General features: G+C 66.7%; 18 protein-coding genes, 1 pseudogene and 1 CRISPR repeat array (1 of these 20 only partly in view). Of the genes and pseudogenes, 5 read left to right on the top strand and 14 right to left on the bottom strand.

The window, feature by feature from the left end; all coding sequences use genetic code 11:
- A CRISPR array of direct repeats spans nucleotides 1–342; the repeat unit is 29 nt; unit sequence CGGTTCATCCCCGCGCATGCGGGGAACAG (it extends 2,313 nt beyond the left edge of the window).
- A 77-nt stretch (nucleotides 343–419) separates the two neighbouring features.
- The 9 genes from cas2e to cas3 form a co-directional block, all read right to left on the bottom strand.
- Nucleotides 420–701 (bottom strand): type I-E CRISPR-associated endoribonuclease Cas2e, encoded by a 282-nt coding sequence (gene cas2e / locus V5F53_RS12005; protein ID WP_393997563.1) that lies wholly within the window; start codon nucleotides 699–701, stop codon nucleotides 420–422.
- Nucleotides 698–1,129 carry a CRISPR-associated endonuclease Cas1 gene (locus tag V5F53_RS12010; protein WP_393997562.1) on the bottom strand — a complete coding sequence of 144 codons (432 nt, stop codon included), beginning with the start codon at nucleotides 1,127–1,129 and terminating at the stop codon, nucleotides 698–700. Before V5F53_RS12010 ends, cas2e begins: the two co-directional genes overlap by 4 nt.
- 85 nt (nucleotides 1,130–1,214) lie before the next feature.
- The gene (locus V5F53_RS12015) at nucleotides 1,215–1,745 is read right to left on the bottom strand and encodes a CRISPR-associated endonuclease Cas1 (protein WP_393997561.1); all 531 of its coding nucleotides are present in this window, start codon (nucleotides 1,743–1,745) and stop codon (nucleotides 1,215–1,217) included.
- A 1-nt stretch (nucleotide 1,746) separates the two neighbouring features.
- Nucleotides 1,747–2,487, bottom strand: coding sequence for a type I-E CRISPR-associated protein Cas6/Cse3/CasE (cas6e, locus tag V5F53_RS12020; RefSeq protein ID WP_393997560.1), 741 nt, complete (start codon nucleotides 2,485–2,487; stop codon nucleotides 1,747–1,749).
- Nucleotides 2,484–3,131: a type I-E CRISPR-associated protein Cas5/CasD gene (gene cas5e / locus V5F53_RS12025; protein ID WP_509212303.1), complete on the bottom strand. Its 648-nt coding sequence runs from the start codon at nucleotides 3,129–3,131 to the stop codon at nucleotides 2,484–2,486. The genes cas6e and cas5e overlap by 4 nt, the downstream gene beginning before the upstream one ends.
- 37 nt (nucleotides 3,132–3,168) lie before the next feature.
- The gene (gene cas7e, locus V5F53_RS12030; protein ID WP_393997559.1) at nucleotides 3,169–4,245 is read right to left on the bottom strand and encodes a type I-E CRISPR-associated protein Cas7/Cse4/CasC; all 1,077 of its coding nucleotides are present in this window, start codon (nucleotides 4,243–4,245) and stop codon (nucleotides 3,169–3,171) included.
- On the bottom strand, nucleotides 4,242–4,769 hold the full coding sequence (gene casB / locus V5F53_RS12035; protein ID WP_393997558.1) for a type I-E CRISPR-associated protein Cse2/CasB: 528 nt from the start codon (nucleotides 4,767–4,769) through the stop codon (nucleotides 4,242–4,244). The genes cas7e and casB overlap by 4 nt, the downstream gene beginning before the upstream one ends.
- Nucleotides 4,766–6,259 carry a type I-E CRISPR-associated protein Cse1/CasA gene (gene casA / locus V5F53_RS12040; protein WP_393997557.1) on the bottom strand — a complete coding sequence of 498 codons (1,494 nt, stop codon included), beginning with the start codon at nucleotides 6,257–6,259 and terminating at the stop codon, nucleotides 4,766–4,768. Before casA ends, casB begins: the two co-directional genes overlap by 4 nt.
- 361 nt (nucleotides 6,260–6,620) lie before the next feature.
- A complete protein-coding gene (gene cas3, locus V5F53_RS12045; protein ID WP_509212306.1) occupies nucleotides 6,621–9,122 on the bottom strand; it encodes a CRISPR-associated helicase Cas3' in 2,502 nt (833 codons plus the stop codon).
- A gap of 472 nt (nucleotides 9,123–9,594) precedes the next feature.
- On the opposite strand from cas3, the gene V5F53_RS12050 reads away from it, so the two are divergent.
- Nucleotides 9,595–10,152: a recombinase family protein gene (locus V5F53_RS12050; protein ID WP_393997555.1), complete on the top strand. Its 558-nt coding sequence runs from the start codon at nucleotides 9,595–9,597 to the stop codon at nucleotides 10,150–10,152.
- Between the two features lie 67 nt (nucleotides 10,153–10,219).
- On the opposite strand, the gene V5F53_RS12055 is transcribed toward V5F53_RS12050, so the two are convergent.
- The 3 genes from V5F53_RS12055 to V5F53_RS12065 all read right to left on the bottom strand — a co-directional run bounded on the left by V5F53_RS12055 (nucleotide 10,220) and on the right by V5F53_RS12065 (nucleotide 13,007).
- The gene (locus V5F53_RS12055) at nucleotides 10,220–10,573 is read right to left on the bottom strand and encodes a type II toxin-antitoxin system PemK/MazF family toxin (protein WP_393997554.1); all 354 of its coding nucleotides are present in this window, start codon (nucleotides 10,571–10,573) and stop codon (nucleotides 10,220–10,222) included.
- On the bottom strand, nucleotides 10,560–10,775 hold the full coding sequence (locus tag V5F53_RS12060; RefSeq protein WP_237347393.1) for an AbrB/MazE/SpoVT family DNA-binding domain-containing protein: 216 nt from the start codon (nucleotides 10,773–10,775) through the stop codon (nucleotides 10,560–10,562). Before V5F53_RS12060 ends, V5F53_RS12055 begins: the two co-directional genes overlap by 14 nt.
- A 693-nt stretch (nucleotides 10,776–11,468) precedes the next feature.
- Nucleotides 11,469–13,007, bottom strand: a complete 1,539-nt coding sequence (locus V5F53_RS12065; protein WP_509212308.1) for a plasmid recombination protein — start codon at nucleotides 13,005–13,007, stop codon at nucleotides 11,469–11,471.
- Between the two features lie 225 nt (nucleotides 13,008–13,232).
- Here V5F53_RS12065 and V5F53_RS12070 point away from each other — a divergent pair.
- Nucleotides 13,233–14,190 (top strand): annotated as a pseudogene (locus V5F53_RS12070) (IS481 family transposase).
- Nucleotides 14,191–14,415: 225 nt separating this feature from the next.
- Nucleotides 14,416–16,449 carry a YgiQ family radical SAM protein gene (locus V5F53_RS12075; RefSeq protein WP_393997553.1) on the top strand — a complete coding sequence of 678 codons (2,034 nt, stop codon included), beginning with the start codon at nucleotides 14,416–14,418 and terminating at the stop codon, nucleotides 16,447–16,449.
- A 395-nt stretch (nucleotides 16,450–16,844) separates the two neighbouring features.
- Here V5F53_RS12075 and V5F53_RS12080 read toward each other — a convergent pair whose 3' ends face one another.
- Nucleotides 16,845–18,485: an RsmB/NOP family class I SAM-dependent RNA methyltransferase gene (locus V5F53_RS12080; RefSeq protein ID WP_393997552.1), complete on the bottom strand. Its 1,641-nt coding sequence runs from the start codon at nucleotides 18,483–18,485 to the stop codon at nucleotides 16,845–16,847.
- A 193-nt stretch (nucleotides 18,486–18,678) separates the two neighbouring features.
- Nucleotides 18,679–19,491, bottom strand: coding sequence for a transporter substrate-binding domain-containing protein (locus V5F53_RS12085; protein WP_393997551.1), 813 nt, complete (start codon nucleotides 19,489–19,491; stop codon nucleotides 18,679–18,681).
- A gap of 251 nt (nucleotides 19,492–19,742) precedes the next feature.
- On the opposite strand from V5F53_RS12085, the gene V5F53_RS12090 reads away from it, so the two are divergent.
- A complete protein-coding gene (locus V5F53_RS12090; protein ID WP_393997550.1) occupies nucleotides 19,743–21,182 on the top strand; it encodes an FAD/NAD(P)-binding protein in 1,440 nt (479 codons plus the stop codon).
- Between the two features lie 426 nt (nucleotides 21,183–21,608).
- A complete protein-coding gene (locus V5F53_RS12095) occupies nucleotides 21,609–22,709 on the top strand; it encodes an ABC transporter substrate-binding protein (RefSeq protein WP_393997549.1) in 1,101 nt (366 codons plus the stop codon).
- Nucleotides 22,710–22,730: the final 21 nt, after the last annotated feature.

Below are 22,730 nucleotides of genomic sequence, written 5' to 3' on the forward strand. Positions count from 1 at the left end.
CGCACACGCGGTTCATCCCCGCGCATGCGGGGAACAGGCCAAGGCGGTCAAGGTGCTGTCCGCCGGCTGCGGTTCATCCCCGCGCATGCGGGGAACAGAACTCGCGGGGCCGAAGGGCGCCCATCACATCCGGTTCATCCCCGCGCATGCGGGGAACAGAGCCCGAGCGCATCGCGCGCCGCATGGTCGCGCGGTTCATCCCCGCGCATGCGGGGAACAGCCGAAACCGCCGTTCATGACGGTCTGGATTTTCGGTTCATCCCCGCGCATGCGGGGAACAGTCACGATCACCTGCGCCGTCCCCACCGGGCCTCGGTTCATCCCCGCGCATGCGGGGAACAGACCAATTGCAAACGATTGATCCAGATTAGAATTTCCGGCGCCCGTCCGGCTACCGGATTTTCGCATGTGCGGAAAGCTCACTCCTTTGGTGCGAAGGAGACCAGCTTGAGCCCATCAAAATCGACGGGCATTCGCCGGTTTGTCCCGGCCGTGGCGAAGTCGAACCCCTGGTCGGTCGGCGCCCGCCAGACCATCACGGCATCGCCCTGTTCGATAGAGGCGATCACCTGCTCCCAGATCCGCTCCCGCGTCCGGGCCGAATAGTCCCCCACATAGACGCCCGCCCGCACTTCCAGCAGCCAGGCCGCCAGGCGGCCGCGCAGGCGCGGCGGCGCGTTGGAAACGACGACGACCATCATCCCCGGTGTCCCTCGTCGCCCGATGGTTCGCCATCGTCAAAGGCCGGCCCGAGCGCCTCGGGTGGCGGATCGAGGCGGGCAAGCTCACCCGCCGCCAACACCTGCTCGATCTGCGGAATGATCTTGGCCAGCAGACCAGAGCGCCGGAAGGCATCCCGGCAGGCCAGCCGCACGGCGCGATCCGGCGCCATCTCCAGCTTGCCCTTGGCATGCAGGCCGGCGATGCGGAACGCTTCCGGCACCACGGTGTCGAGCTTCCAGAGATCGGCGATGTCGTAGACGAAGGACAGCGGCTTCCCGGTGTGGAGAAAGCCGATTGCCGGCGCGTAGCCCGCAGCCAGAACCGCGGCTTCAGTCAGCCCATGCAGGCACGCGGTCGCGGCGGAAAGGCAGCGGTTCGGCACGTCGCTCGCCTCCCAGTCGCCCACGTCGTACCGGCGTCGTTGCCATCGCACCGCGTGGGCCTGAGCGAGTAAGACCAAAGGTCCATGAGCTTGACTCATGGGCCTTTGGTTAAACCCGCGCGGCGCTTGAGTGGACCCACTTGGCACCGGTCGAAGACCGGGGCCGATGGTACAATTCGCAGGATTTGCGGACCCGGGCCCCCTCGATGCCGCGCAACTGCTCGATGGAGCGCCGTTCGGGCGCCGCCTCGCCGAACCGGATCTCGTACATCTTGCGCACCACCCGCAGCCGCGCGGCGGGATCGAGTGCGATCGCGGCCTGCCAGAGCAGCCGGTCGGCCCGAGCCCCGCCCGGCTGGCCGGCGGCGTAGAGCCGAACCCCCGCCTCGCCGACCCAGGTGATGAGCGTTCCCACCCGCGCCGCAAGCGAGACGGCGGCATGGGAAATCCGTGCGCCGGGCTCCAGCATGATGCCGGCCAGGCCTCCGACAGGGATATGCGTTCGCGTGCCATCCGCATTGACCGCCACAAAGGCCCCGTCCTGCACGTCGAGCTGCGCCTTCTCCACAAAGACCAGTGAGGCCCGGTCTTTGAGCGGGATCGGCTTGGGCGGCGGCAGGCCGGGAACGGACCCCGCCATCTCACGCGCGCCTTATCAGCATAAGGCCGCACCCGAAGGCCTTGGCGCGACCAAAGCCCTGGGCCAATGCCGCGCGCAGGAGCGCGGGGTCGCCCACGCGAATCTGGCCGGCCAGATCCATGACGCCGAACTGCGTTTGCCCCCGCCGCGGCCCGACCTGGGCCGGCAGGGGCACGACGGAATAATCGTCCACAATCAAGTGTTCGAGGATGAAGCCTGCCTTGGCTCCCTGCTGTTCCAGCCAGCGCCGTCCGGCGTCCTCGGCTGCGCTCATGCGTGCCTCCCGCCGCGCGTTGCACGCGCGACCGGAGGGCAGCGCATGGATGGTGTCCATCACCAGATCGACGCGCGCGCCCCGCTTCTGTGGATCAGTCGGGTCCTTTCTGGTCCGCGTCGCATTGGCACGCAGCACGAAGGCCAGCCGATCGCCCTCTCGCAGATCCGGGGCGAACGCCTTGGTCTGCGGGGGACTGAACAAGCCGGCGCCATCGGCTGAAGGCGGCCGATGCGAAAGAACGAGGAACTGCCCCTTGCCTTCCGAGCGCCAGAGGAAATCGCGCGCGCGCTCCGACGTGTCACCAAACAGCGACCAGATCAGGCGATGGTGGGCATCCATGATGCGCCCTTGCCCCGGATCCCGCAGGCCGCCTCGGGCCGGAGCGGGCAAGGGATCGATCAGCGCGCGGATCGCCGCCACCGTCGGATTGCGGGCAATGGTAAGCCGCGACAGATAGAGGGTCATGCCTCATCCTCCCCGCGCGCCGGGCGATGCGTGTAAACCGCGCGGCTCGCGAAATGCCATTTGCCCCGGTCGATGGCCACGTCGTTGCGCGTGTCTTCCACATCGTCCGCCGCGATCCGCTCGTCCGACGCCACCAGCCGGATGCGGCCAAAGGGCCGGAACGGCGGCAGAAGCGCGTGCGCCAGCGCCATGACCGGCCCTGCCGCGTCCACGCGGCGCGGCGCGGGCGGAGCCGACAGCGGGCAGGACTTGCGCCCCAGATAGAGCGCAAAGACCGGCCGCGTCAGCGCCTCGGCGAGGCCGTCGAGCGGCGCGCCCCAGAGCGCCACCGCATAGGCCACGCCCACGCGGTAATCCCGCAGGGTGATGGCGGTGTTGGTGGCGCGCCCGGCGGCCAGGATGGCGACCGGGCGGCTGTCCGGGCGCTTCGCCGCCGCGGTGGGAATGGTCTCCACCGTGTGATAGTCGCGCAACGGGACGCCATCGTCGATGACGCCCACGGCCACGCGCAGCTGCTCAAGCCGAGCCAGGCCCTGGGTGTCGTCGCGCCGGATGCCTGCCGCCGCGGCGACCAGGCCCAGCACGGCCGAGCGGCCCGGCCAAGTGAGCGTGCCCCGCCGCTCATGGCCCGCCAGATCGCCCATGGCCGCCATCCCGGCACACAGAGTGAAGACGAGGTATTCAGCCATCGTGCGGCACCGCCGAGGCGGCGAAGGCGACGATCTCATCGAGCGTACCCTTGCCGGCGACCACGTCCATCACCGCGTCCCGCTCCGAAGCAGGTCCGTAAGCGGCATCGATCCGGCCCGCCATATCCTCGAGAGCCAGGACGGAGGCGGCCAGCAACTGCTCGCCCGCCACCGCCTTCAGGAAGGCCCCGGTGAGGTCGCGCGGGGCATCCGAGCCGATCTCGGCGCGGATGTAGCCGGCGCGGGGGTGATGGGCGTGGCTGTTCTGCTTGCCCTTCGGCGTCGCCGTGGCCAGCGCCCGGGCCAGGGCTTCAAGCCCCTTGCGGGCCAAGGCCGTGTCCTTCTGTAGATTTTCAACCAGGAGGTCGCAGTTCACGCAGGCATAAAGGTAGTAGACGCCTGATCCGAACGCGTGCTCGCCGAGATGGGCGCCGCCCGCATCCTCCTCGCGCGTCTTGAGATCATCGACGGCGGTGAAGAAATCGTCTTCCGCCTCGGCGCGGTGGGTGGTGATGGCGTGCCCCACCTGCACCGCAGCCTCACGGCTGAAGTCGGGATTGTCGGCCAGCATCCGGCCGAACATGGCGATGTCCACCGCGCCATCGGCGCTGCGCAGGACCGTCTTGGCCAAGTCCTTGTCGGAAGGCAGGGCCTCGCCCTTGGCCGCCTTCTGCGCCAGATCGAGCGCCAAGGTCCGCTCCTCGGGTGAAATGAAGGCGAGCGTGGTGCCTTGCACCCATGCGGGACGCTTCTTGTCCTGCGGCTCGATCTTGCCGAATGCCTTGGCCACGTCCTCGGCGATCTTGCGCGCTTTGTCGGCGGCGAGCCCTTCCGCTTCCAGATGCTCCCGGATCACATTGCCGATCAGCTTGGTGCGCTGGGCAAGATGACCTGCAAGCCCCTCCTGGAACGGCGCGGACATGCGCACCGCTCGCTTGATGGACTGGCTCGACAGCCGCAGGCGCGGTGTGCCGCCGAAGTGGGCTTCCTTGGGGCGCCCCTGATCGTCGCGATTGGGGTTGGACGGTGGATAAACCGTTAGCAGGTGGAATTGCAGGAACGTGGTCACGCGGTTTCCTCCGTTTCAGACACGGCAGGCGCGGCATCGGGGGGCGCCTTGCCGAAATAGTCGAAGCACCAGCGAACGCGGACGCGCTCGTCCCACCTCAGGAAATCCTCGCCGAGAGCCGCGACGTTGCAGGCGTGGCCGACGAGGGGCAGGGCGCGCCGCAAGGCCAAGGCCAGCGCATCGCCGTCGGACCGGATCAGCCGCTGGAACCGCAGATGCGACAGGGGCGGCGCGTCGCCGGCGCCCAAGGCGCGCGCGATCCGATGACCGTCGTGCCGCTCGACCGCGGCCAGCAGCGAGGCCAGCGCGGCGAGGCGCACCGGATCGTGGCGCCGGCCGAGCGCGTCGTGCAGTGCGATCACCTGCGGCTCGGCCAGCACATCGACCACATGGGTGGCCCGGCGCAGCCGGGCACGCAATCCGCGGGCCAGACCAAAATCCGGGTCGGGACGCAGGTTCGCGCGCCACCAGCCCAGAATGATCGCGCCGTCGCTCTTGTCTGGCTTGTCAGCGTCCCCGGTCATGTGGCCTCCTTCTTCTTTTGGCGCGGTTTGAGGTCGAGCCGGCTATAGGCGTCGCTCCCCGGACGGCGCCAACCGGCGAAGACCGCGCGCAATCCGTCATAAGCGGCGATGATCGCCTCCATGTCCTCGGCCTTTCTCTGGTCGAGCCCCGGCAGGGCCTCGCGCTCGAAGATGCGCAGCGCGACGCGCTCCAGAGCACGCACCCATGCCCCGGCCACCTCGACGGGCGGTTCCCCGCGCAGCAGCGCATCGACGCCAGCGTCGAAGGCGGACTGCGTGTCGATGAAGAAGGCTTCACGCAGCGCGTCGAGCGCGGTTCCCTCGCCCGCCACCGGCTTCAGCGCGCCCCGCAACGCGGACCCGAAGATCTCCGCGGCCTCGATCATCGCAGCAAGCGTCAGTGCCGCCTCGCCGTCCAACGGCAGGAGCGGCTGGCGCGACAGGATGAAATCCCGCGGCTTCATGTTATCCATGGACCAGCCGGCGACGATGATCCGCGGGTCCGGCAGCGGCTCGGGGAGATCGCGGCACCGCTCCCCATATTCCTCCACCGCCTTTGCGCGCTGGCCTAATTCCACCCGCTCCTCGGTCATGGCCAGAACCACGCCCAGCCAGTTGCGATAGCCGAACACCCCCGCGCGGGGGTGCATCGGCAAAGGCTCGGCCCCGGCCTTCAGCCTGTAGTAGGGCGTCAGCGGATGGACCCAGCCGGCATAATTGGTGCCGTAGGGGCGCTGGACGACGCCCGTGACCCGGCCCGCCTCGGAGACGAGGCGCAGGCGGCGCGGCATGCCGAAGAAGGCTTCGGCGGGGTGGCCGTGCTGCGGATAGGTCTCGGACCCCTTGGCTTGCGACGTCCGGGTCCGCTTCATCCAGGGCAGCACGTCCGGCGCCGCCGGCTTGCCATAGGGCACGTTAGCCCAGATCAGGTCCCAGAGCCGGCCGGTTCCGGGATCGACCAGACTGACCAGCGGCCCGCCGCCGCGCATGGAGGTGCGGTTGCCGGCCCCGCCCGAGGGCGCGTGCGCCTGAAGGAGATAAAGCGCCATGGCCGCAAGGGGCAGATCGAGGTCGGGATAGCGGTTCCGTCGAACCATCAGGTCCGCATTGTTCCGCGCCGTGTTGCCACCCGCCGAATCGATGAACAGCATGTCGGGCGGGTTCGGCTCGCCGTCGAGCGGATCGAGATCCTGCAGGAAGAGTGGCCCCTCTCCCGTCAGGTTGAAGGCCGGCGCCAGCCGCGCGAGGGCGGTGCGCAGGCGTTCGGGGTCGGGCGCCCTGCGGGCCTGCCAGTCATGGAGGTCGGCCGGGGGATCGGCGAGGAAGACCATGCCGATCAGGAGTTCGAGAACGGCGATATTGAGGTCTGGGCGGGGCCAGTCGGGAAAGGCGAGGCCGGGATCAGCGATCTCATCCGGACGGATGACTGAGGCTGCGCCGTCGGAGCGGCGGATGGGGATCCAGCGGTCGGCGATGAGATTGACGGGCATGACCGCTCTCGGAGAAGGAGATCGCGGATGAAAAGGCCCACGCACGTGAGGTACGTGGGCCTTGTCCCCGCCTGGGCGAGTACCTAAAGTGGCAACCGCTCAAGCGGGGTGCGGTATTATTTTATGCACTGTGCCAACCCCTCTGTTTCTTGCCGTTGCAGCGGCGGGGAGCTTGAGCGCGACAGCGGCGGGCCGGTTTTCCGAGCCCGCCGCATTTGCATACTGCGCACCAAAAAGTTGCGCAGTCAATAGACTTCAGATATTCCAGCTATACACTTAATAATCCCCGCAAATGCGGGGAACGTGCTGACATCCTCACGGATATGCCCGCGATACACGGGTCATCCCCGCGCATGCGAGGCTAGAGCAATAGACCCGTGGCCGCCTGATAGTGCAAGCCCTCAGTGATCGACCCATCGTCCGCGACCGGGCAGACGGTCATCCCGTTCCGGCGCCACTCCGGCCAATCCTTCGTCACGGCCGCAATCTCGGGCGCGCGCTGATCCGGCAGTTCCAGCCGCTCGAGGCGCCGCGCGTCGGCCTGCACCTCCGACAGCATCCAGCCCTCGACGGCATCCGCGCCGTGGCCTTCGGCCCAGGGCACCAGCATTCCAGCCCGCCGCCGTGCCAGCACCAAAGTTCGCGTCGGCCGCCCGAGGCGGGTGGGAAAGGTGGTATCGTCAGCGCTGGCGCCTGCTCGGCGGTAGCCCGCAGCAAAGTCGATGAGGTTGTGCGTGGCGCGATTGGCTTCAGCATAGCCTTGCCCAATGCGCTCCATCTCCGCCCCCTCCAACGGCGCGGGCACCGGCTTCGCCTCGGAGCGGACCGCCTCGATCAGGTCACGCAGCCCGGCCGGCGACGTGATCATCCCGGTGCGAAAGAGAACATCGGCGGTGCGCCATTGTTCGGCGACCGGATAGACCCAGGCGCTCTGCCCCAGCACATCCACCAGCCACCGTTCATCCACGACCACGGCTGGATCGGGCGAGAGCACATGCAGCACCGGTTCCGGCACGGGACGCAGCGCGCGAGGGCGTTCCGCCATGTGCCGCCATAGCCGGCCCGCCCGCTGGATCAAAGCAGCGATGGGCGCGAGGTCGGATATCATCACGTCGAAATCCAGATCGAGACTCGATTCGACGACCTGGGTCGCGACCAGCACCCGGCCGGCCCGCCCTTCGCCCATCCTGCCGAAGCGGTCAATCTCAGCCTGCTCGATCCGCTTGCGGTCGCAAAGCGCGAAGCGCGCATGCAGCAAGGATGCCGGCACGCCGCGCGCGCGCAACGCCTCGACGGCAGCGATTGCCTCGTCCACCGCATTGCGCACCCAGACGCAGGCCGCGCCGCGCGCCGCCTGCGTCGTCAGCAGATCGAGCGCCGCCTCCATCGCCTGCAGCCGTACCACCCGGACAGGCCCTTTCAGACCGGGCTTTTGGTCGAAGTCGCGCCGGGCCTCGCCACCGGGAATCGACAGGGCCGGGTAGCTCTGGTCCGCATCTACGGGCCAGTCACGCCCCGCCCCCTGGGCGAAGGCGTGCGTCAGCATCGCTCGATCCTGAAGTGGCAGGGTGGCGGTGAGCAGGATCGCCGAGCCCCCCAGCGCGGCATGAACCCGCAACAATGCGGCAAGCAGCTCCGCCATATAGTGATCGCCGCTGATCTCGTGCGCCTCGTCGACGATCAGAATCTTCGAGGCAAGGCCCCACATGCGGAGCGTGGAGAAGCGAGTTGGCATCACCGACAAAAGCGCCTGGTCGATCGTCCCCACCCCCACGTCGGCCAGCAGCGCGCGGCGCCGGCTGTCCGCGAGCCAGGGCGCGCAGATCACGTCGTCGCTGATCGCAGAGCGGCCTACCAGATCGCGGAAGGGCTGGGACAGCGTGGCCCGGCCATGAGCCAGCGTCAGCGAGGGCGCCTCGAACAGCCGGCCAATGACTTTTGCGGCACGCATGAACATGGCGTCCGCCGTGGCCATGGTGGGGAGGGCAAAATACAGGCCCTTCCCCTTGCCGGCGATCAGCATGCGCTGGGCGAGGATGAGCGCAGCTTCGGTCTTGCCCGCGCCGGTCTCGTCTTCAACGAATGCCAGCATTGGCCCGGCCGGAAGGTCAATATTCCGCGCCGCGATCTGCATCGGGCGCAAGGGGAAGTCGAAAAGCGGTTCTTCGCCCAGCCGTGCGGCCTGCAGCCCGGCCTCCTGCACAGCGACGATGGCTCGCGCCCTCGCTTCGGCGAGATATTCGGGCAAGCCGAGGTCAGGCTTGCGTGCCGGAAACCATACCGGATTCGAGCCAACCCAATCTGCCGCCACCGTAAGGCCGGAGAGCCACCAACTCAACCGCTTAGCTTCTTGTTCTGTGACGCCAGCGAGCAAAGCGTGAGGCCAGAGCGAAAAAAGGGCGTCGATGATTGCAGGAACATCCCGCGCGGCCTGCGCCCCCTCTGCCCTGCAAAACCGTTGGAAATATTCCATCTCCCGCTTCAGGGGCTTGCCGGACGGCTTCGGCGGCCTGCCATGATGCCCAGCGATCGCCGCCACCAAATCCGTCCAGGCCGCACCGTTCGCCCCGAGCCGCGCGCGCAGAGGATCATTCGGCAGCAGCCAGGCATTGGTCAATTCCCAGTGACGGAGCGTCTGGGCTGAGCCAACCCGGATCATGTTGCGGAAGCCGTCACCGATCTTTCCGAGATCGTGCAGAGCTATGAGAAGGACGAAGGCAGCTTTGATCTCCTCGGTGAATGGACTTGAAATCAGAAATCGCTCCGCTACCGACGCGACATCCAGCATATGATAAACTGCAGGATGTTCTGGACAGGCCTCCCGTGCGCTCTTTCCAGGCCAGTCTGTTAGATAGCTTTCCATATCGAGCAATTCCATTTCAGCATAAAATGACGCAATAAATATTATGGATGCTAATCGGTTAAGGCGTTCCGCCCATGGGGGGATGGCATCAAAGTTGGCGCTATATTTTCTACTGCTATCCGCTGTCCGCGGACAGACGATGACCTTACCCTTTTGCCAACTGGACGTGTGATCGCAATTGAGCGTCCCCTTCCGCAGATGGCTCGATATGAACGGAGCCGACGCCAATGCTTAGAGCAGGAATGGAAGTACATTTTACTGCTATCAAGGATACGACCTCGCATCGCTCCGCCCAACCGATACGGCTGTATGACCCCATAGGTTGCTCACCCAAACATGTTGATCTCGCACCATCGCACAACTCCTAAGTTTCGCGACAATGCGGGCGCGCTGTAGCCACGCCCCTTTGAGGGTTGCAAAAGATTGTCGCATAAAGCGATAATTATGCGACGTGTTTTGCGACGAGAACTCCATGCTGCTGGGCTATGCGCGCGTCTCGACCGAGGATCAGGATCTCCGGCAACAACGCAGCGTCCTCCGGGAGGCCGGCTGCGAGCGGCTGTTCGAGGAGAAAGTCAGCGGAGCGACCCGGGTTCGGCCGCAGCTCACCGCCATGCTGGATCATCTGAGGGCGGGAGATGTGGTGGTCGTGACCCGGCTCGACCGCCTCGCCCGATCCACCCGTGACCTGCTCGACATCGCCGAGCGCCTGTCTGCCGCGGGGGCTGGCCTACGGTCCCTGGCCGAGCCCTGGGCCGACACGACCTCACCGGCGGGGCGGATGGTGCTCACGGTCTTCGCCGGCATCGCAGAGTTCGAGCGGGCGTTGATTGTCGAGCGGACGGGGACAGGGCGCGCCGCGGCGAAGGCGCGGGGCGTCCGGTTCGGCCGGCCGCCGGCGCTGAATGCCGACCAGGTGCGTCTCGCGCGACGGCTGCACGCGGAGGGGATGCCGGCCCGGGAGATCGCCGCCACCCTCGGCGTGCATAGGGCGACGATCTATCGGCTCGCGGCCGCCGAGGCGCATTGAGCCCTCCGCCAGCGAAGAGAGTGGCTTGCCACAGGTGGCGACATGAGAGTTGCGGCACGTGGCGTGGTCACGCCTCACGCTGGGCCGCGAGCAGCCGCTGCACCTCGGCATGGACCTTTCGCAGCATCGCTTTTGACACCGCACCGAGCGGCTCGGCATGGCGCGCCGCGATGGTGGCGATCTTGCACGGGCGGACGACGGACGGCGCCGGCAGGCCGGCCTTTCGGTACCCGGCGCCGAAAGACACATCACCGGGCCAGGGCCGGTTTTCCGCGCTGGTGATCATCACCACCCAGATCAACGCGCCATCCTCGCCCACGGCGCCATCGGAGATGACCAACGCCGGCCGATGTTGCCGCGTGGCTTTGTCCGTGTAGGGGAAGGGCACGCGCACCACCGTGCCCGCCTCAAAGGTCGGCATAGGCCTTGCGGTCCGCTTCGCTGTCCCACTCGCCGAAGGTCGCGAACGGATCGTCCGCCGGCTGCGGTGCCGCCTTGGTCAGCACGACGCGACCATCCTCGATGCGATAGGCGATCTCGTCGCCCTCCCGCAGATGGAGCGCCGTGCGCACCGCCTGCGGGATCGTCGTCTGGGCCTTGGACGTGAGCTTGCTCGTGATCATGCCGGAGCATCCGCCATCTGGATGCTCCATAGGTAAGGAATGTCCTTACCGCGGTCAAGGCGCGGGGGCCGATCCCCGCGGGGAGAGGCTGGCCGGCTACGGGTTGGCATGTGATCGACGGTTACGGTGCGCCCTGACCCCAATGCGCCGCCCCTCGCGGGCCAAATTTGGTGCCCGCAAAATCAATATGTTGGATGAAGTATCATGCATGTTCACGCAAGGTCGTGCGCGTTCATTCCTCTTCACGCATCATCGCGACTGTTCGCGCCACTACACTGCGTTTCGCACGAACACGCGCGACATGAGCATCGAAGCGATGTGATGGATTGGACAGCAAGGGGAATGTGCCATCGTGCGCCAAACGGAGATCGGCGTGAGGCACGGACGTTCCTGCTGCCACCGTGCTCGCTCCGGGCAAGGGACGCTTCGCTTTCCGGGGCGGCCCGTGGCTCGCTGCGCTGCGCCCGCGCCAGCCGCCCCTCCACCCTTGCCCTCCACTCCAGCTCGGCGGCGCTCCGAGAGATATCGGGACAAGGGGCGTCGCCCCTGTCCCGCTCCGCGGAGTTCGATCAGCCTCCGGCGGATCGAACAAGGGGCTGGACAGGCAGGCACGCAACACCCGACCGGAGTGTGCCAAGGGGGTTTCGAAAGGGGGCGCAGCCCTCTTCGCCTACGACGCAACTTTGGTAGCGGCTAGTAGGTTATGGTTTTTGAGGCGGCGGCCGGAGAAGAGCGTGGATCACAAAGCTCCGGCTTCGGCAGTTTGATACGCTGGAGGTTTGCTGCCAGGCGGTCCAGTCCGAACCACTCCAGGATGATCTGTACTGCCAGCAGCCCGTTGCCTATCAGCGCCGTCAGCCATGCCGCTGGACCACTACCCTTGTGCTCTTTTCCATCCTGATGAGTCAGGACCCAGCTGTTCTTCTCCTCGTCGAAACTCGAGTCTGTCCACTGCAGCAGCGCGAGCTCCCACGCGAAGGCGAGCAGGTCGTCCGGCAACTCGTGGAGCTGGATGGGTATCATGCGCTCCTTCCGGGCCTCCTCCTCTTCACGCAGGCGCGCCTCAGCCTTCCTCACCTCCACCTCTCGCTGCGCGAGCGAAATGCTTAGCTTGTGCAGTTCCGCGGCACGCGCATCGTCACGTGGGTTGAGCCGCTTCGCATCTCGTGCCTGTGCGTGCAGCCGCTCCGCCTCGGCGCGCTTTTGCGCCTGCTGCCTCTCCGCCTCTGCCAGCTTTTTCTCCCGAGCCTCGATCCGCGATGAGTGCTCTCTCGCCCAATCCTTGGTCTGCTGGTTCTGTCCAGCCGCCCACGCCTCGGCGCGGCCAGGCAGCATGAAGAGGTCGGGTGCCGGGATCGTTGGTGGCTCTGGAAGAGGGGAGACCGAGAGCGCCGTGATTTCGTCCTCGATCCGCTCTTTTTGGGTCTGCGCCTGCTCTCGCAAGCGGACCTGCTCTGCGGTCTGTTTGGCAGTCTGCTTCAGCGTGGCGTCTGCATCTGCGAGCTTTTGCAGAATGCCTTCCATCCTTTCCGTAAGGGTGCTCAAATTGGCTTCGGCGGTCCGCGCACGGCGATCGTATGTTTCGACGTTTTTGCGCGCCTTCTCTGCCTTTTCCGTGGTCTCCGCCCATTTTTCGGCCTTCTGCCGCGCTTCCGCGGCCCGCCGCTCGTTCTTCGAAACGGTGTCCTGTGCCTCCCCCATCTGCCTCTCGAGATCGGCCAGCTGGGCACGGAGCGCATCGGCCTCGAGAGGCAGGTCTTGATGCAGCTCCTTGACGGTGCGGTGCACGACCTCCGAATATTTCGCACCGGCGGCCAACCGATCTCGCTTGCGGTGCCCACGTTCGATCCGTGGCTCGTAATGTTGGGCGACCTTCGCCGCGATATCCTGAAGTTCGGAGGTCACCGAGGGGGTCGCGACCTTTGAGACCGGCCGGCCGTCATAGGCGACGGCGGCCAATTGGTAATGCGCATGGATCGCCGTCTCGTCCAGGTGCACCACCAGTCCGTGCAGCGAGGTGTTGAGGCGCTGAGCGACCGCTTCCGCAACATCACGGAATAGCCGGTCCTGCAACTCGACCGGCAAGGCCTCGATCCATGGCTGCGCTTCGGTCCCGAAGGTGATGATGCCCACTGTCGAAACCGCTGCGCTCTGCGATACTTTGCGCTGGCGAGGGATGTCGGAAGCCTCGCGGCGCGCATCACTGATCTTCCGCATCTCGCCGCCGGGCATGGTCGGGATCAATTTTCGATTCAAATGAGTGCGGTCGGCGTCTACGTATCCAGGCTGTTTCCCCAACCGCAGATCGTGGGCGCGTTCACCATTTGTACCCATGCGACCCCGGGCTTCAATTCGGGTCGAGATGGCCCGCGGATTGGCCTTTGCTGCCTCGGGGTCTAGGTGTTTGATCCCTGGCTTTGATGGTGCAGTCTTTTCGCAGGACTGGAAGGATGCGCTATGGGCCAAGTTCTGCATGGATGCGCCACGACGACAGAGGCGGTCCGTCGAGCGATACAGCATAGTCAAGAGAGCCTGAGGGCTCTGGCCCGGCGCTACGGGATCAACCCGAAAACCGTCGCGAAATGGAAGAAGCGGACGTCCTGTGCTGACCTGCCAACCGGCCCGAAGGATGCCAAGTCCACAGTCCTGTCCCTGGAGGAAGAGGCGATCATCGTCGCCTTCCGCAGGCATACCCTGTTGCCGCTCGACGACGGCCTCTATGCCCTTCAGGCGACGATCCCCCACCTGACCCGCTCGTCGCTTCATCGTTGCCTTCAGCGCCACGGCATCTCCCGCCTGCCCGATGTCGAAGGCGACAAGCCGGCGAAGAAGAAATTCAAGGCCTACCCGATCGGCTTCTTCCACATCGACATCGCCGAGCTGCATTATGAGGATGGGAAGGCTTACCTCTTCGTGGCGGTGGATCGGACAAGCGAAGCTCGTTTTCGCCAGGATTTACCGCAAAGCGACAAAACTGGTGGCTGCGGGCTTCCTCAAGGCCCTGACCGGCACCGTTCCGTATCGGATCCATACGGTGCTTACCGACAACGGCGTGCAGTTCATCCCGCACGACAGGAAGGCAGCGGAGGGCTTCGTCAGCCACGTCTTCGGCAGGGTCTGCGCTGAGCGTGGCATCGAGCATCGCTTGACCAAACCCTATCATCCGTGGACCAACGGTCAGGCCGAACGCATGGTGCGCCCCATCAAGGAGGCCACTGTCCGTTCCTTCCACTCTGCTTCTTTGATCGATCTCAGGCGCCATGTCCGCGACTGGCTGCTGGCCTACAACTACGCCAAGCAACTCAAGGCATTGCGTTTCAAAACACCCTTCGAAGCCATCCGGCAGATCGCGACGCAGAAGCCCGAACTCTTCGTTCGCCAGCCAAGCCATCACATGCGGGGACTAAACACCTAGGCTCGGGGCGCGCCGGAATCCGAGGCGCGAGCAGGTTGGGGCCAAGATGCCGTTGCCATGGCGTCCGCGCGGCCGCGGATGATGCAGGCCAAGATTCTGCAGCAGGCCACGGGGGAGGCGTTGACGGACGATCCGCGGGGCAAGGTCCATGGGGACACGCGCATGTGTCCAGTCCACGGCGCGGTTGGTTGAATTCACGGCGGCGGCGTCCTATGCGTGGACCCCATGGACACCCGAGCCGCCGCCGAAAACCCCCAGGTTTCCTTGCCCCACCGCCGCCCGCCATCCGGCAGGGCGGCTCCGTTCCTGCCCATGAGCCGCGCCGAGATGACGGCGCTCGGCTGGGACGCGTGCGACATCGTGCTGGTGACGGGCGACGCCTATGTGGATCACCCGAGCTTCGGCATGGCCATCATCGGTCGGCTGCTGGAGGCCCAGGGCTTTCGGGTCGGCATCATCGCGCAGCCGGACTGGCAGTCGGCGGAGCCGTTCAAGGCGCTGGGCAAGCCGAAGCTGTTCTTCGGCGTCACCGGCGGCAACCTGGACTCCATGGTCAACCGCTACACGGCGGACCGCCGGCTGCGCCACGACGACGCCTATACGCCCGGCGGGGAGGGCGGCCGGCGGCCGGACCGCTCCACCATCGTCTATACCCAGCGCTGCCGCGAGGCGTTCAAGGACGTGCCGATCGTGCTCGGCGGCATCGAGGCCTCGCTGCGCCGCATCGCCCATTACGATTACTGGTCGGACAAGGTGCGCCGCTCCATCCTGGCCGACGCCAAGGCGGACCTGCTCGTCTATGGCAACGCCGAGCGCGCCATCATCGAGGTGGCGAACCGGATTGCCGCCGGCGAGCCGCCGCGCGATCTCGATTCCATCCGCGGCGTCGCGCTGTTCCGCCGCGTGCCGGAGCATTACACCGAGCTGCACGCCGACGATCTCGACAGCGCCGACGAGGGCGCGGCCCGCCGACCCGGAGATACGGTGATCCGCCTGCCGGCCTATGAGCAGGTCGAGCAGGACCCCGAGGCCTATGCCCGAGCCTCGCGCGTGCTGCACCGGGAGAGCAATCCCGGCAATGCGCGGCCGCTGGTCCAGCGCCACGGCGATCGCGACCTGTGGCTGAACCCGCCGCCGATCCCGCTCACCTCCGCCGAGATGGATTCGGTCTACGACCTGCCCTATGCCCGCGCGCCGCATCCCGCCTACGGCGAGGCGAAGATTCCCGCCTGGGACATGATCAAGTTCTCGGTGACCATCATGCGCGGCTGCTTCGGCGGCTGCACCTTCTGTTCCATCACCGAGCACGAGGGCCGCATCATCCAGAACCGCTCGGAAGGCTCGATCCTGCGCGAGATCGAGCTGATCCGGGACAAGACTCCGGGGTTCACGGGGGTGATCTCGGACATCGGCGGGCCGACCGCCAACATGTACCGGATGGCCTGCAAGGACCCCAAGATCGAGGCGGCCTGCCGGCGCCCGTCCTGCGTCTTCCCCGACATCTGCCCGAACCTCGACACCTCCCACGACGACCTGATCCGACTCTATCGCAAGGTGCGCGAGGTGGAGGGCGTCAAGAAGGTGATGGTCGCCTCCGGCGTGCGCTATGATCTGGCGGTGAAGAGCCCCGAATATATCAAGGAGCTGGTGACCCATCATGTCGGCGGCTACCTGAAGATCGCGCCGGAGCACACCGAGCGCGGCCCGCTGGACAAGATGATGAAGCCGGGGATCGGCACCTACGACCGCTTCAAGGAGATGTTCGACGCCGCGGTGAAGCAGGCCGGCAAGAAATACTATCTCATCCCGTACTTCATCGCCGCGCATCCGGGCACCACCGACGAGGACATGATGAACCTCGCGCTGTGGCTCAAGAAGAACCGCTATCGTGCCGATCAGGTGCAGACCTTCCTGCCCTCGCCCATGGCCACGGCCACGACCATGTTCCACACCGGCGTCAATCCCCTGCGCGGCGTGCGGCACGGGGGCAGCGACAAGGTGGTGACGGCCAAGGGCCTGCGGCAGCGTCGGCTGCACAAGGCGTTCCTGCGCTACCACGATCCGGAGAACTGGCCGCTGCTGCGCGAGGCGCTGAGGCAGATGGGCCGCGCCGATCTCATCGGCGCGCGCCCCGACCAGCTCGTGCCGGTGCATCAGCCGCCCGGCACCGGCAAGGCGGCGGGCACGAGCCGGCCTGTGCGCCGCGCCGGCGGAACCCAGCGCTTCACCACCAAGGGCGTTCGCCTGCCGGGCAAGTAAGGCCATCGGCCCCAGTCTCGACCGGAGCCAAGCGGGTCCGCTCAAGGGCCGCGCGGGCGTGGCCAGCGGCCCTTGTGTCACGCTCACCGGCCGCTGGTATAACCACTGGCCCAGCGGCCGCTGGGCCAGTTGGCGTCGGAGAGCTGAACCGCCCCGCGGGCCCGCGGGGCGTCCCGCCATGGGCCGAGCCCGGAACTTATGACCGTCGGCCCCGGTCATCGACCGCTGCCAAGTGTGTCCGTTCAAGCGCCGTGCGGGCTCGACCAAAGGTCGATGAGCAGCCCTCACGGGCCTTTGGCATGACCTCCAGGCAGGTGTCCACGAGGCGAGGGGCACCGGGCAGCCGAACCGCCGCCGGGATCGCTGGCGCCTCCCGCCATGGGCCGAGGCGGGACCTACACGGAGGGCGGCGTGTCCTCGGTCAAGGGCAAGGCGGCGCGCTGCAGGACGGCGGCGAAGAACCCATCGGTATCATGGCGCGCGGGCGTCAGCGACAGATAGTCCGGATGCGCCGAGCCGGTCAAAGGCGGCGCGGCCTCGTGCAACGGCACCACGCGAAAGGCGGGATGGGCGGCAAGGAAGGTGGCCACCTGCTCTTCGTTTTCCTCGGGCAGCAGGGAGCATGTGGCGTAGACGAGCCGGCCGCCAGGCTTCACCAGCCGGGCCGCGCTCGCCAGAATACGGGCCTGCAGCGGCAGGAGATTGTCCAGCCCCGGCCCCAGATCCCGCCAGCGGGCATCGGGATTGCGCCGCCACGTTCCGGTGCCGCTGCAGGGCGCATCCACCAGCACGCGGTCGAACGTGCCCTTGTGGCGCTTCACCCAGCGGTCGGTTTCGCTGGCCAGCGGCCGGGTCTCAATGTTGTGGAGGCCCGCCCGCCGGAAACGCTCCGCCGCGCGCTTCAAGCGGCCCTCCAGGACGTCGCAGGCGATGACGTGGCCCTTGTTGGCCATCTGCGCGGCGATGGCCAGCGTCTTGCCGCCGGCTCCGGCGCAGAAATCGACCACGCGCTCGCCCGGCCGTGCATCCACCAGCACCGCCACCAGCTGCGAGCCCTCGTCTTGAATCTCCACCTCGCCGCCGCGCAACATGGGCAGGCTGGCCAAGGAGGGAGGCGCGCCGAGGCGGATGCCGTACGGCGCCATGGCGCAGGCCTCGGCCCGCAAGCCGAGGTCGCGCAGGGCCCGCAGCATCGCCTCGCGCGTGGACTTGACCGTGTTGACGCGCAGGTCGAGCGGGGCGGCGGTCAGAAGCGCGGCCATCTCGCTCGTGAACGACGCCTGGAAACGGCGCCGCAACGGCCCGACCGCCCACGCGGGACATTCGACGCGCACCTCGTCCGGCATGGCCGGATGATTGATCGGGTTGCCCTGCAGTTTCACCAGCAGCGCGCGCTCGTTCTCTGTCAGGACGGCGGGCGCGAACCGTTCGCCATTGAACAGGGCCTGCACCTGATCGCGCGTCCTGCTCCCCTCGCGCTCTCCGGCATCCAGCGCAAGCCATGCCAGCAGCCGGTTGCGCGGCACGTCCGGGCGCCCGTGCCGGGCCAGCCACCAGCCCAGCCGCGCGTGATGTCGCAGCAGCGCGTAGAGCAACTCGCAGATGCGGCCGCGATCCGTGTCGCCGATGAAGCGTCGATCCCGGAACCACGCCGAGACGACGGCATCGGCGGGCCGCGCGACATGATCGACGTCATGCAACAGCTCAAGGGTCGCTTGCAGGCGGGCGGCAGGGGTCACGGAGAGGCGATCAGTCTGGAACCGGGGCGGCACCATAAGCGAACGCACCGCTCTTGGCCATCGATTCGCATATGCTCGCTCTGGTCCCCTGGGCGGACGACTGATCGGGGTTTTTCCGGCGCCAGCTCCCGCGCCAAGATCCGCCCAAGTCCGGCGCGAACAGCTGATCGGCAGATGCCGGGCACAGGACGGCGACCGATCGAGGCTCGATCCGCCCGGCTCAATGCCGGGGCCACATCTGGTCGCAGCGTTCGCCGGCGGCGTGGTCGAGGAGGGGGCGGCCGTGGTTGCCGCCATCGCGTCACTTGCTGCAACGGCCAAACGGAAGGGCCGGTCACCAGGCCCAGGCTCGCCGGGTGCCAGATGTGCGGCGGAGGATGGCCTACTTTTGCCACGGCCGCCGGATTGAAGCCCAAGGCGCATCGCACGGCGCCGAGCCTCGCCGCCATCCTGTGATCCAGGGCGATCACCCTGGTTTCTTGGGCGCGTCTTAGTGACAGTCTGGCGCGTCCTGGTCGCGATAGACCTCGAAGGCGACGGTGGACGCCCACTGCTCCCCCCGCTGCCGCCAGCGCTCCGCGCTTGCGCCGGAGGCGAGAACCTCCGCGATTGCCCGCGCGAGCGCCGGCGCCCCCGGCGCCACGGCGGCAACCAGCCTCGTCTGCTCCACCTGTGGCAGCGTGGCGGAAAACTTCTGCCACGACACCTTTGCGAACAGCGGATCGAGCAGGGCGCGGTCGTGAAGGGCGGCGTCGCAGGTTCCCGTGCGTACCTGCATCAAAGCGAGCGCGGGCGCGCGCTGGGCCTTCACCTTCGCTCCCAGACGTTCAGCAAGGTCGTGGGCGTGCCGGTTCGCCGCCGCCACGCACACCACCTTGCCCCTCAATTCATTCCACGACGACAGCGGCCGGTCCGTGCGCACGGCGAGGCTGAGGCCCGACCTGAAGCCGGTTTCCACGATGCGTGCCTCCGGCAAGCGAAGATCGTCGCGGTCGAGACGCGCGAGCACCACGTCGACCTCACCTTCGGCGAGAGCCCGCGCCGCGCTCTCCGGCGCCACACGGACCAGCCGCAGGCCAGCGCCAACCCCCTGGGCAAGCTCCGAGGCGAGGTCGAGCTCGAAACCCGCCTCCGTATAGGGGCGCGTCTCCGGCGTCTCTGGCGGCGGCAGCCACTCCACCCCAACGCGCAAGGTCGAGCCGGCAAAAGCGCGGGCTGGCGCGTCCTCGCGCCGCGACGCGGCCAGGAGTAGGGCCGCGGTCAGTCCGCCGACGATGAGCACGGCGCGGACCGTGGCGGGCAAGAATGAACCCCGGAGCAGGAAAACCATTGCAGTTCAAACCGATGAGGAAGAAGGCTCGGGTGCGTCCAAGGTCGCCGGCCCGGCCATCTTCGCCGCCGGGCCGGAGAACCCTCTTGCTATTTTTTATAAAAACCATCGATTATATCAATATATAATCCGGCGTCTTCGGCCCCCATTCCGCATTCGGCGATGGTCGAGCGGCGCCGCAGGAGCTCCCGGCCGCGCGCCGGATCACTGACGGGACCTCGAACATGACCGCACTCCATGAGCACGATGCCGCAGCGATCAAGGCGCTGCGCGATCTCGGCCCCGAGACGCCCAACTGGGTTCCGCCGCGGCCGGGCATCGATCATGATGTCGCGGTCGTCGGCGGCGGCCAATGTGGGATCGCGACCGTGTTCGCGCTGCGTCAGGCGGGCATCGGCAGCGTCGCGCTCTACGATGCCGGCGACGCGGCGCGCCCTGGCATCTGGCTGACCCGGGCCCGGATGCACACCCTGCGGACGATCAAGGACATTTCCGGCCCCGAGCTGCACAACCCGGCGCTCGGTTTCAGGGCCTGGTTCGAGGCTCGCCACGGGCAGGCGGCGTTCGAGGCATTGACGCGGATCGCGCGGACCGACTGGGCAGAGTATCTGCTCTGGTTCCGCCGCATCGCGGGCGTGACGCCGCGCCAGCGCACACGCCTGACGCGGATCGAGCCCGCGGACGACCATCTGCGCCTGCATCTCGAACACGACGGCGCGCCGAGCGTGGAGACCGCGAGGCGGGTGGTGCTGGCGACCGGTTATCCCGGTGGCGGCGCCATCGTCATTCCCGAACTGGTCCGCGAGGGCTTGCCGCCCTCGGCCTACGACCATACGGACGCCGAGATCGATTTCTCGCGTTTCAGGGGACGGCGGGTTGCGATTCTTGGCGCGGCCTCCGCCGCCTTCGACAATGCGGCCGCCGCCCTGGAAGCGGGAGCGGCGGAGGTGCGGCTGTTCTGCCGCCAACGTGACCTGCAACGGCACGGCGTGGGCACGGCTTCCATGTACCAGGGGGTCAGTGACAATTTTCATCACCTCCCGGACGCCGTGCGCTGGCAGCTCGCGCCCTTGATCCGCGCGCGCGGCATTTTTCCGACGCCGCCCGTGGTCGCGCGCGCGACACGGTTTCCCAACTTCCACATTCACCTCGCCGCGCCCTGGCAGGCGGTCCGCCAGCGGGGCGAACATGTGGAGATCGACTTTCCCGGCGGCCGCGTCGAGGTCGATCATGTCCTGCTGGCGACGGGCTATCACATGGGCCCGCATCTGCGACCGGAACTCGCCGATTTCGCCGACCAGATCGAGCTTTGGGGCCACCGCCCCGGCCTGCCGCCCATCGCGAACGGGACCGCCATCGGCCGTTTTCCCTATCTTGGACCCTATTATGAGTATCGCGAGCGTGTTCCCGGCTCGGCTCCCTTCCTCGGGCGCATCCAGGCCCTCAATCTTTCGGCCCTGGTCAGCTTCGCCCGCCACGTGGGGGATATCGCCAGCCTGAAGGTCGCAGTGCCGCGCGCCGTGCGGGGCATCAGCCGGGGCCTGTTCCTCGAGGACGCGGGCCACCATCTCGCCCGGATCAGCCAACCGGCCACCGAGGAACTGCCGCGATCGAGCTATGAGGGGGCCATCGTCGGTGGCGGCACGCTGGAGGCGGCGGAATAGGCCCCACCGCGCCACGGCGCTCCTGCCGCTGGCCGCCACGCTGCAGTCGCGCCCGTGGCCGTGATGCGAGATCAACCTGGGCTGCGGACCCGCGCGGAGATTCCGCGGCACCGGATCCGGCCGGCACGCGGATCGTGCCGGCCGGATCGCCTCCCGCAAGAACATTTTACATAGTTTATTTATTAAATAGATTTAATTGACAAATAGGCTGTGAACCTTACTCTGGCTCCCACTCTTCCAAAGACGTTCCTGGAATCGGGGTGTTTCACAGACCTTCCAGAAGGTCGGCGGTGCCGTTGATCCTGCGAGCCCCACGGGGCGCGCGGCGATGCAGCCGGTTGCCGCGAGGACCCGAAGGTGCCGCGTTGGCGGCGATGTTCCATGGTCTGGGGAGCCTATCGAAAGATGAAAAGAGGTCGAATGCTCATGTCCAGATCGAAGGCGGGCGTGCTCGGAAGCTTTCATCGCCACGCTTTGCGTTTCGCCGGGGTACTCCTGGCCGCGACGGCGCTGGCCGGATGTTTCCCCGAAGAAGAGAAGAAGGCCGCAGAGGGAACCGTTTCCGATCCGAAGAATCCGATTTATTTCACCTATGCGGAATACCCAACCCAGGTGTCTCTTGTCAGGTTCGCCCAGGAACTCGGCTATTGGGACAAAGCCGGAATTCGCCCCAAGTTCGTCGGTGGCGTCGATGCCGGACAGCTTCCTGCCCTGGTCGGCAAGGGCGAGGTCACATTCGCCAACTTCATGTTCAACCGCGCGCTGGCGGCGGTGGCGAACGGCGTCGACCTGAAGGTGATCGCGGCGCAGTCCTATACCACCCGGGACGAGCCGCACATGACCTATTTCACGCGGGCCGACTCGACCATCAGCGTCGACAACCTGAAGGAACTGGAGGGCAAGACCGTGGGGCTGGCGAGCCTTGGCGGTTGCGCGGAGTTCATTCTCAAGGACCTGCTGACCAAGAACGGCATCGACGTCAAGAAGGTCAAGTTCCTGACCCAGGCGGAAAGCCTTCTTCAGCAATCGGTCGAGAACGGCTCCGTCGCTCTCGCGGTGATCCATCCGCCCCTGAACGGCGTGATGCGCGCCGACAAGGCCCTCAAGGCCGCGTTTTCCGACTACGACAATTCGCAGGAGGACGGCGGGTCGGCCCCCATCAGCGCCAATGGTGAGTTCATTCGCAAATATCCGGCGCAGACCAAGGAGTTCGTCGGTATCATCGCGAAGACCGCAAATTGGATCAACGCGAACCCGGATAAGGCCGGCGATATCAGCGCCAAGGTCACCGGTTTTTCGCGAGAGTATGTGACGAAATATTACTATGTCAACAATCTGATCCTGGACGAAAATCAGCTGCAGTTCTGGTGGGGGCTTCTGGATCGGGTGGGCAGCCTCAAGCCTGATCAGGCCAAGCTCAAGCCATCGGACATTGCGACAAACGAATACAACCCCTACGCCCCGTCCGCGGCCCTGATCGCTTCCCAGAAGGACAACCTGAAGGTGCTTACGGCCACGGAATACTAGGACATCTCCGGCAGGCCGGTT

The sequence above is a fragment of the Xanthobacter cornucopiae genome (assembly GCF_043195065.2).
GTDB lineage: Bacteria > Pseudomonadota > Alphaproteobacteria > Rhizobiales > Xanthobacteraceae > Xanthobacter.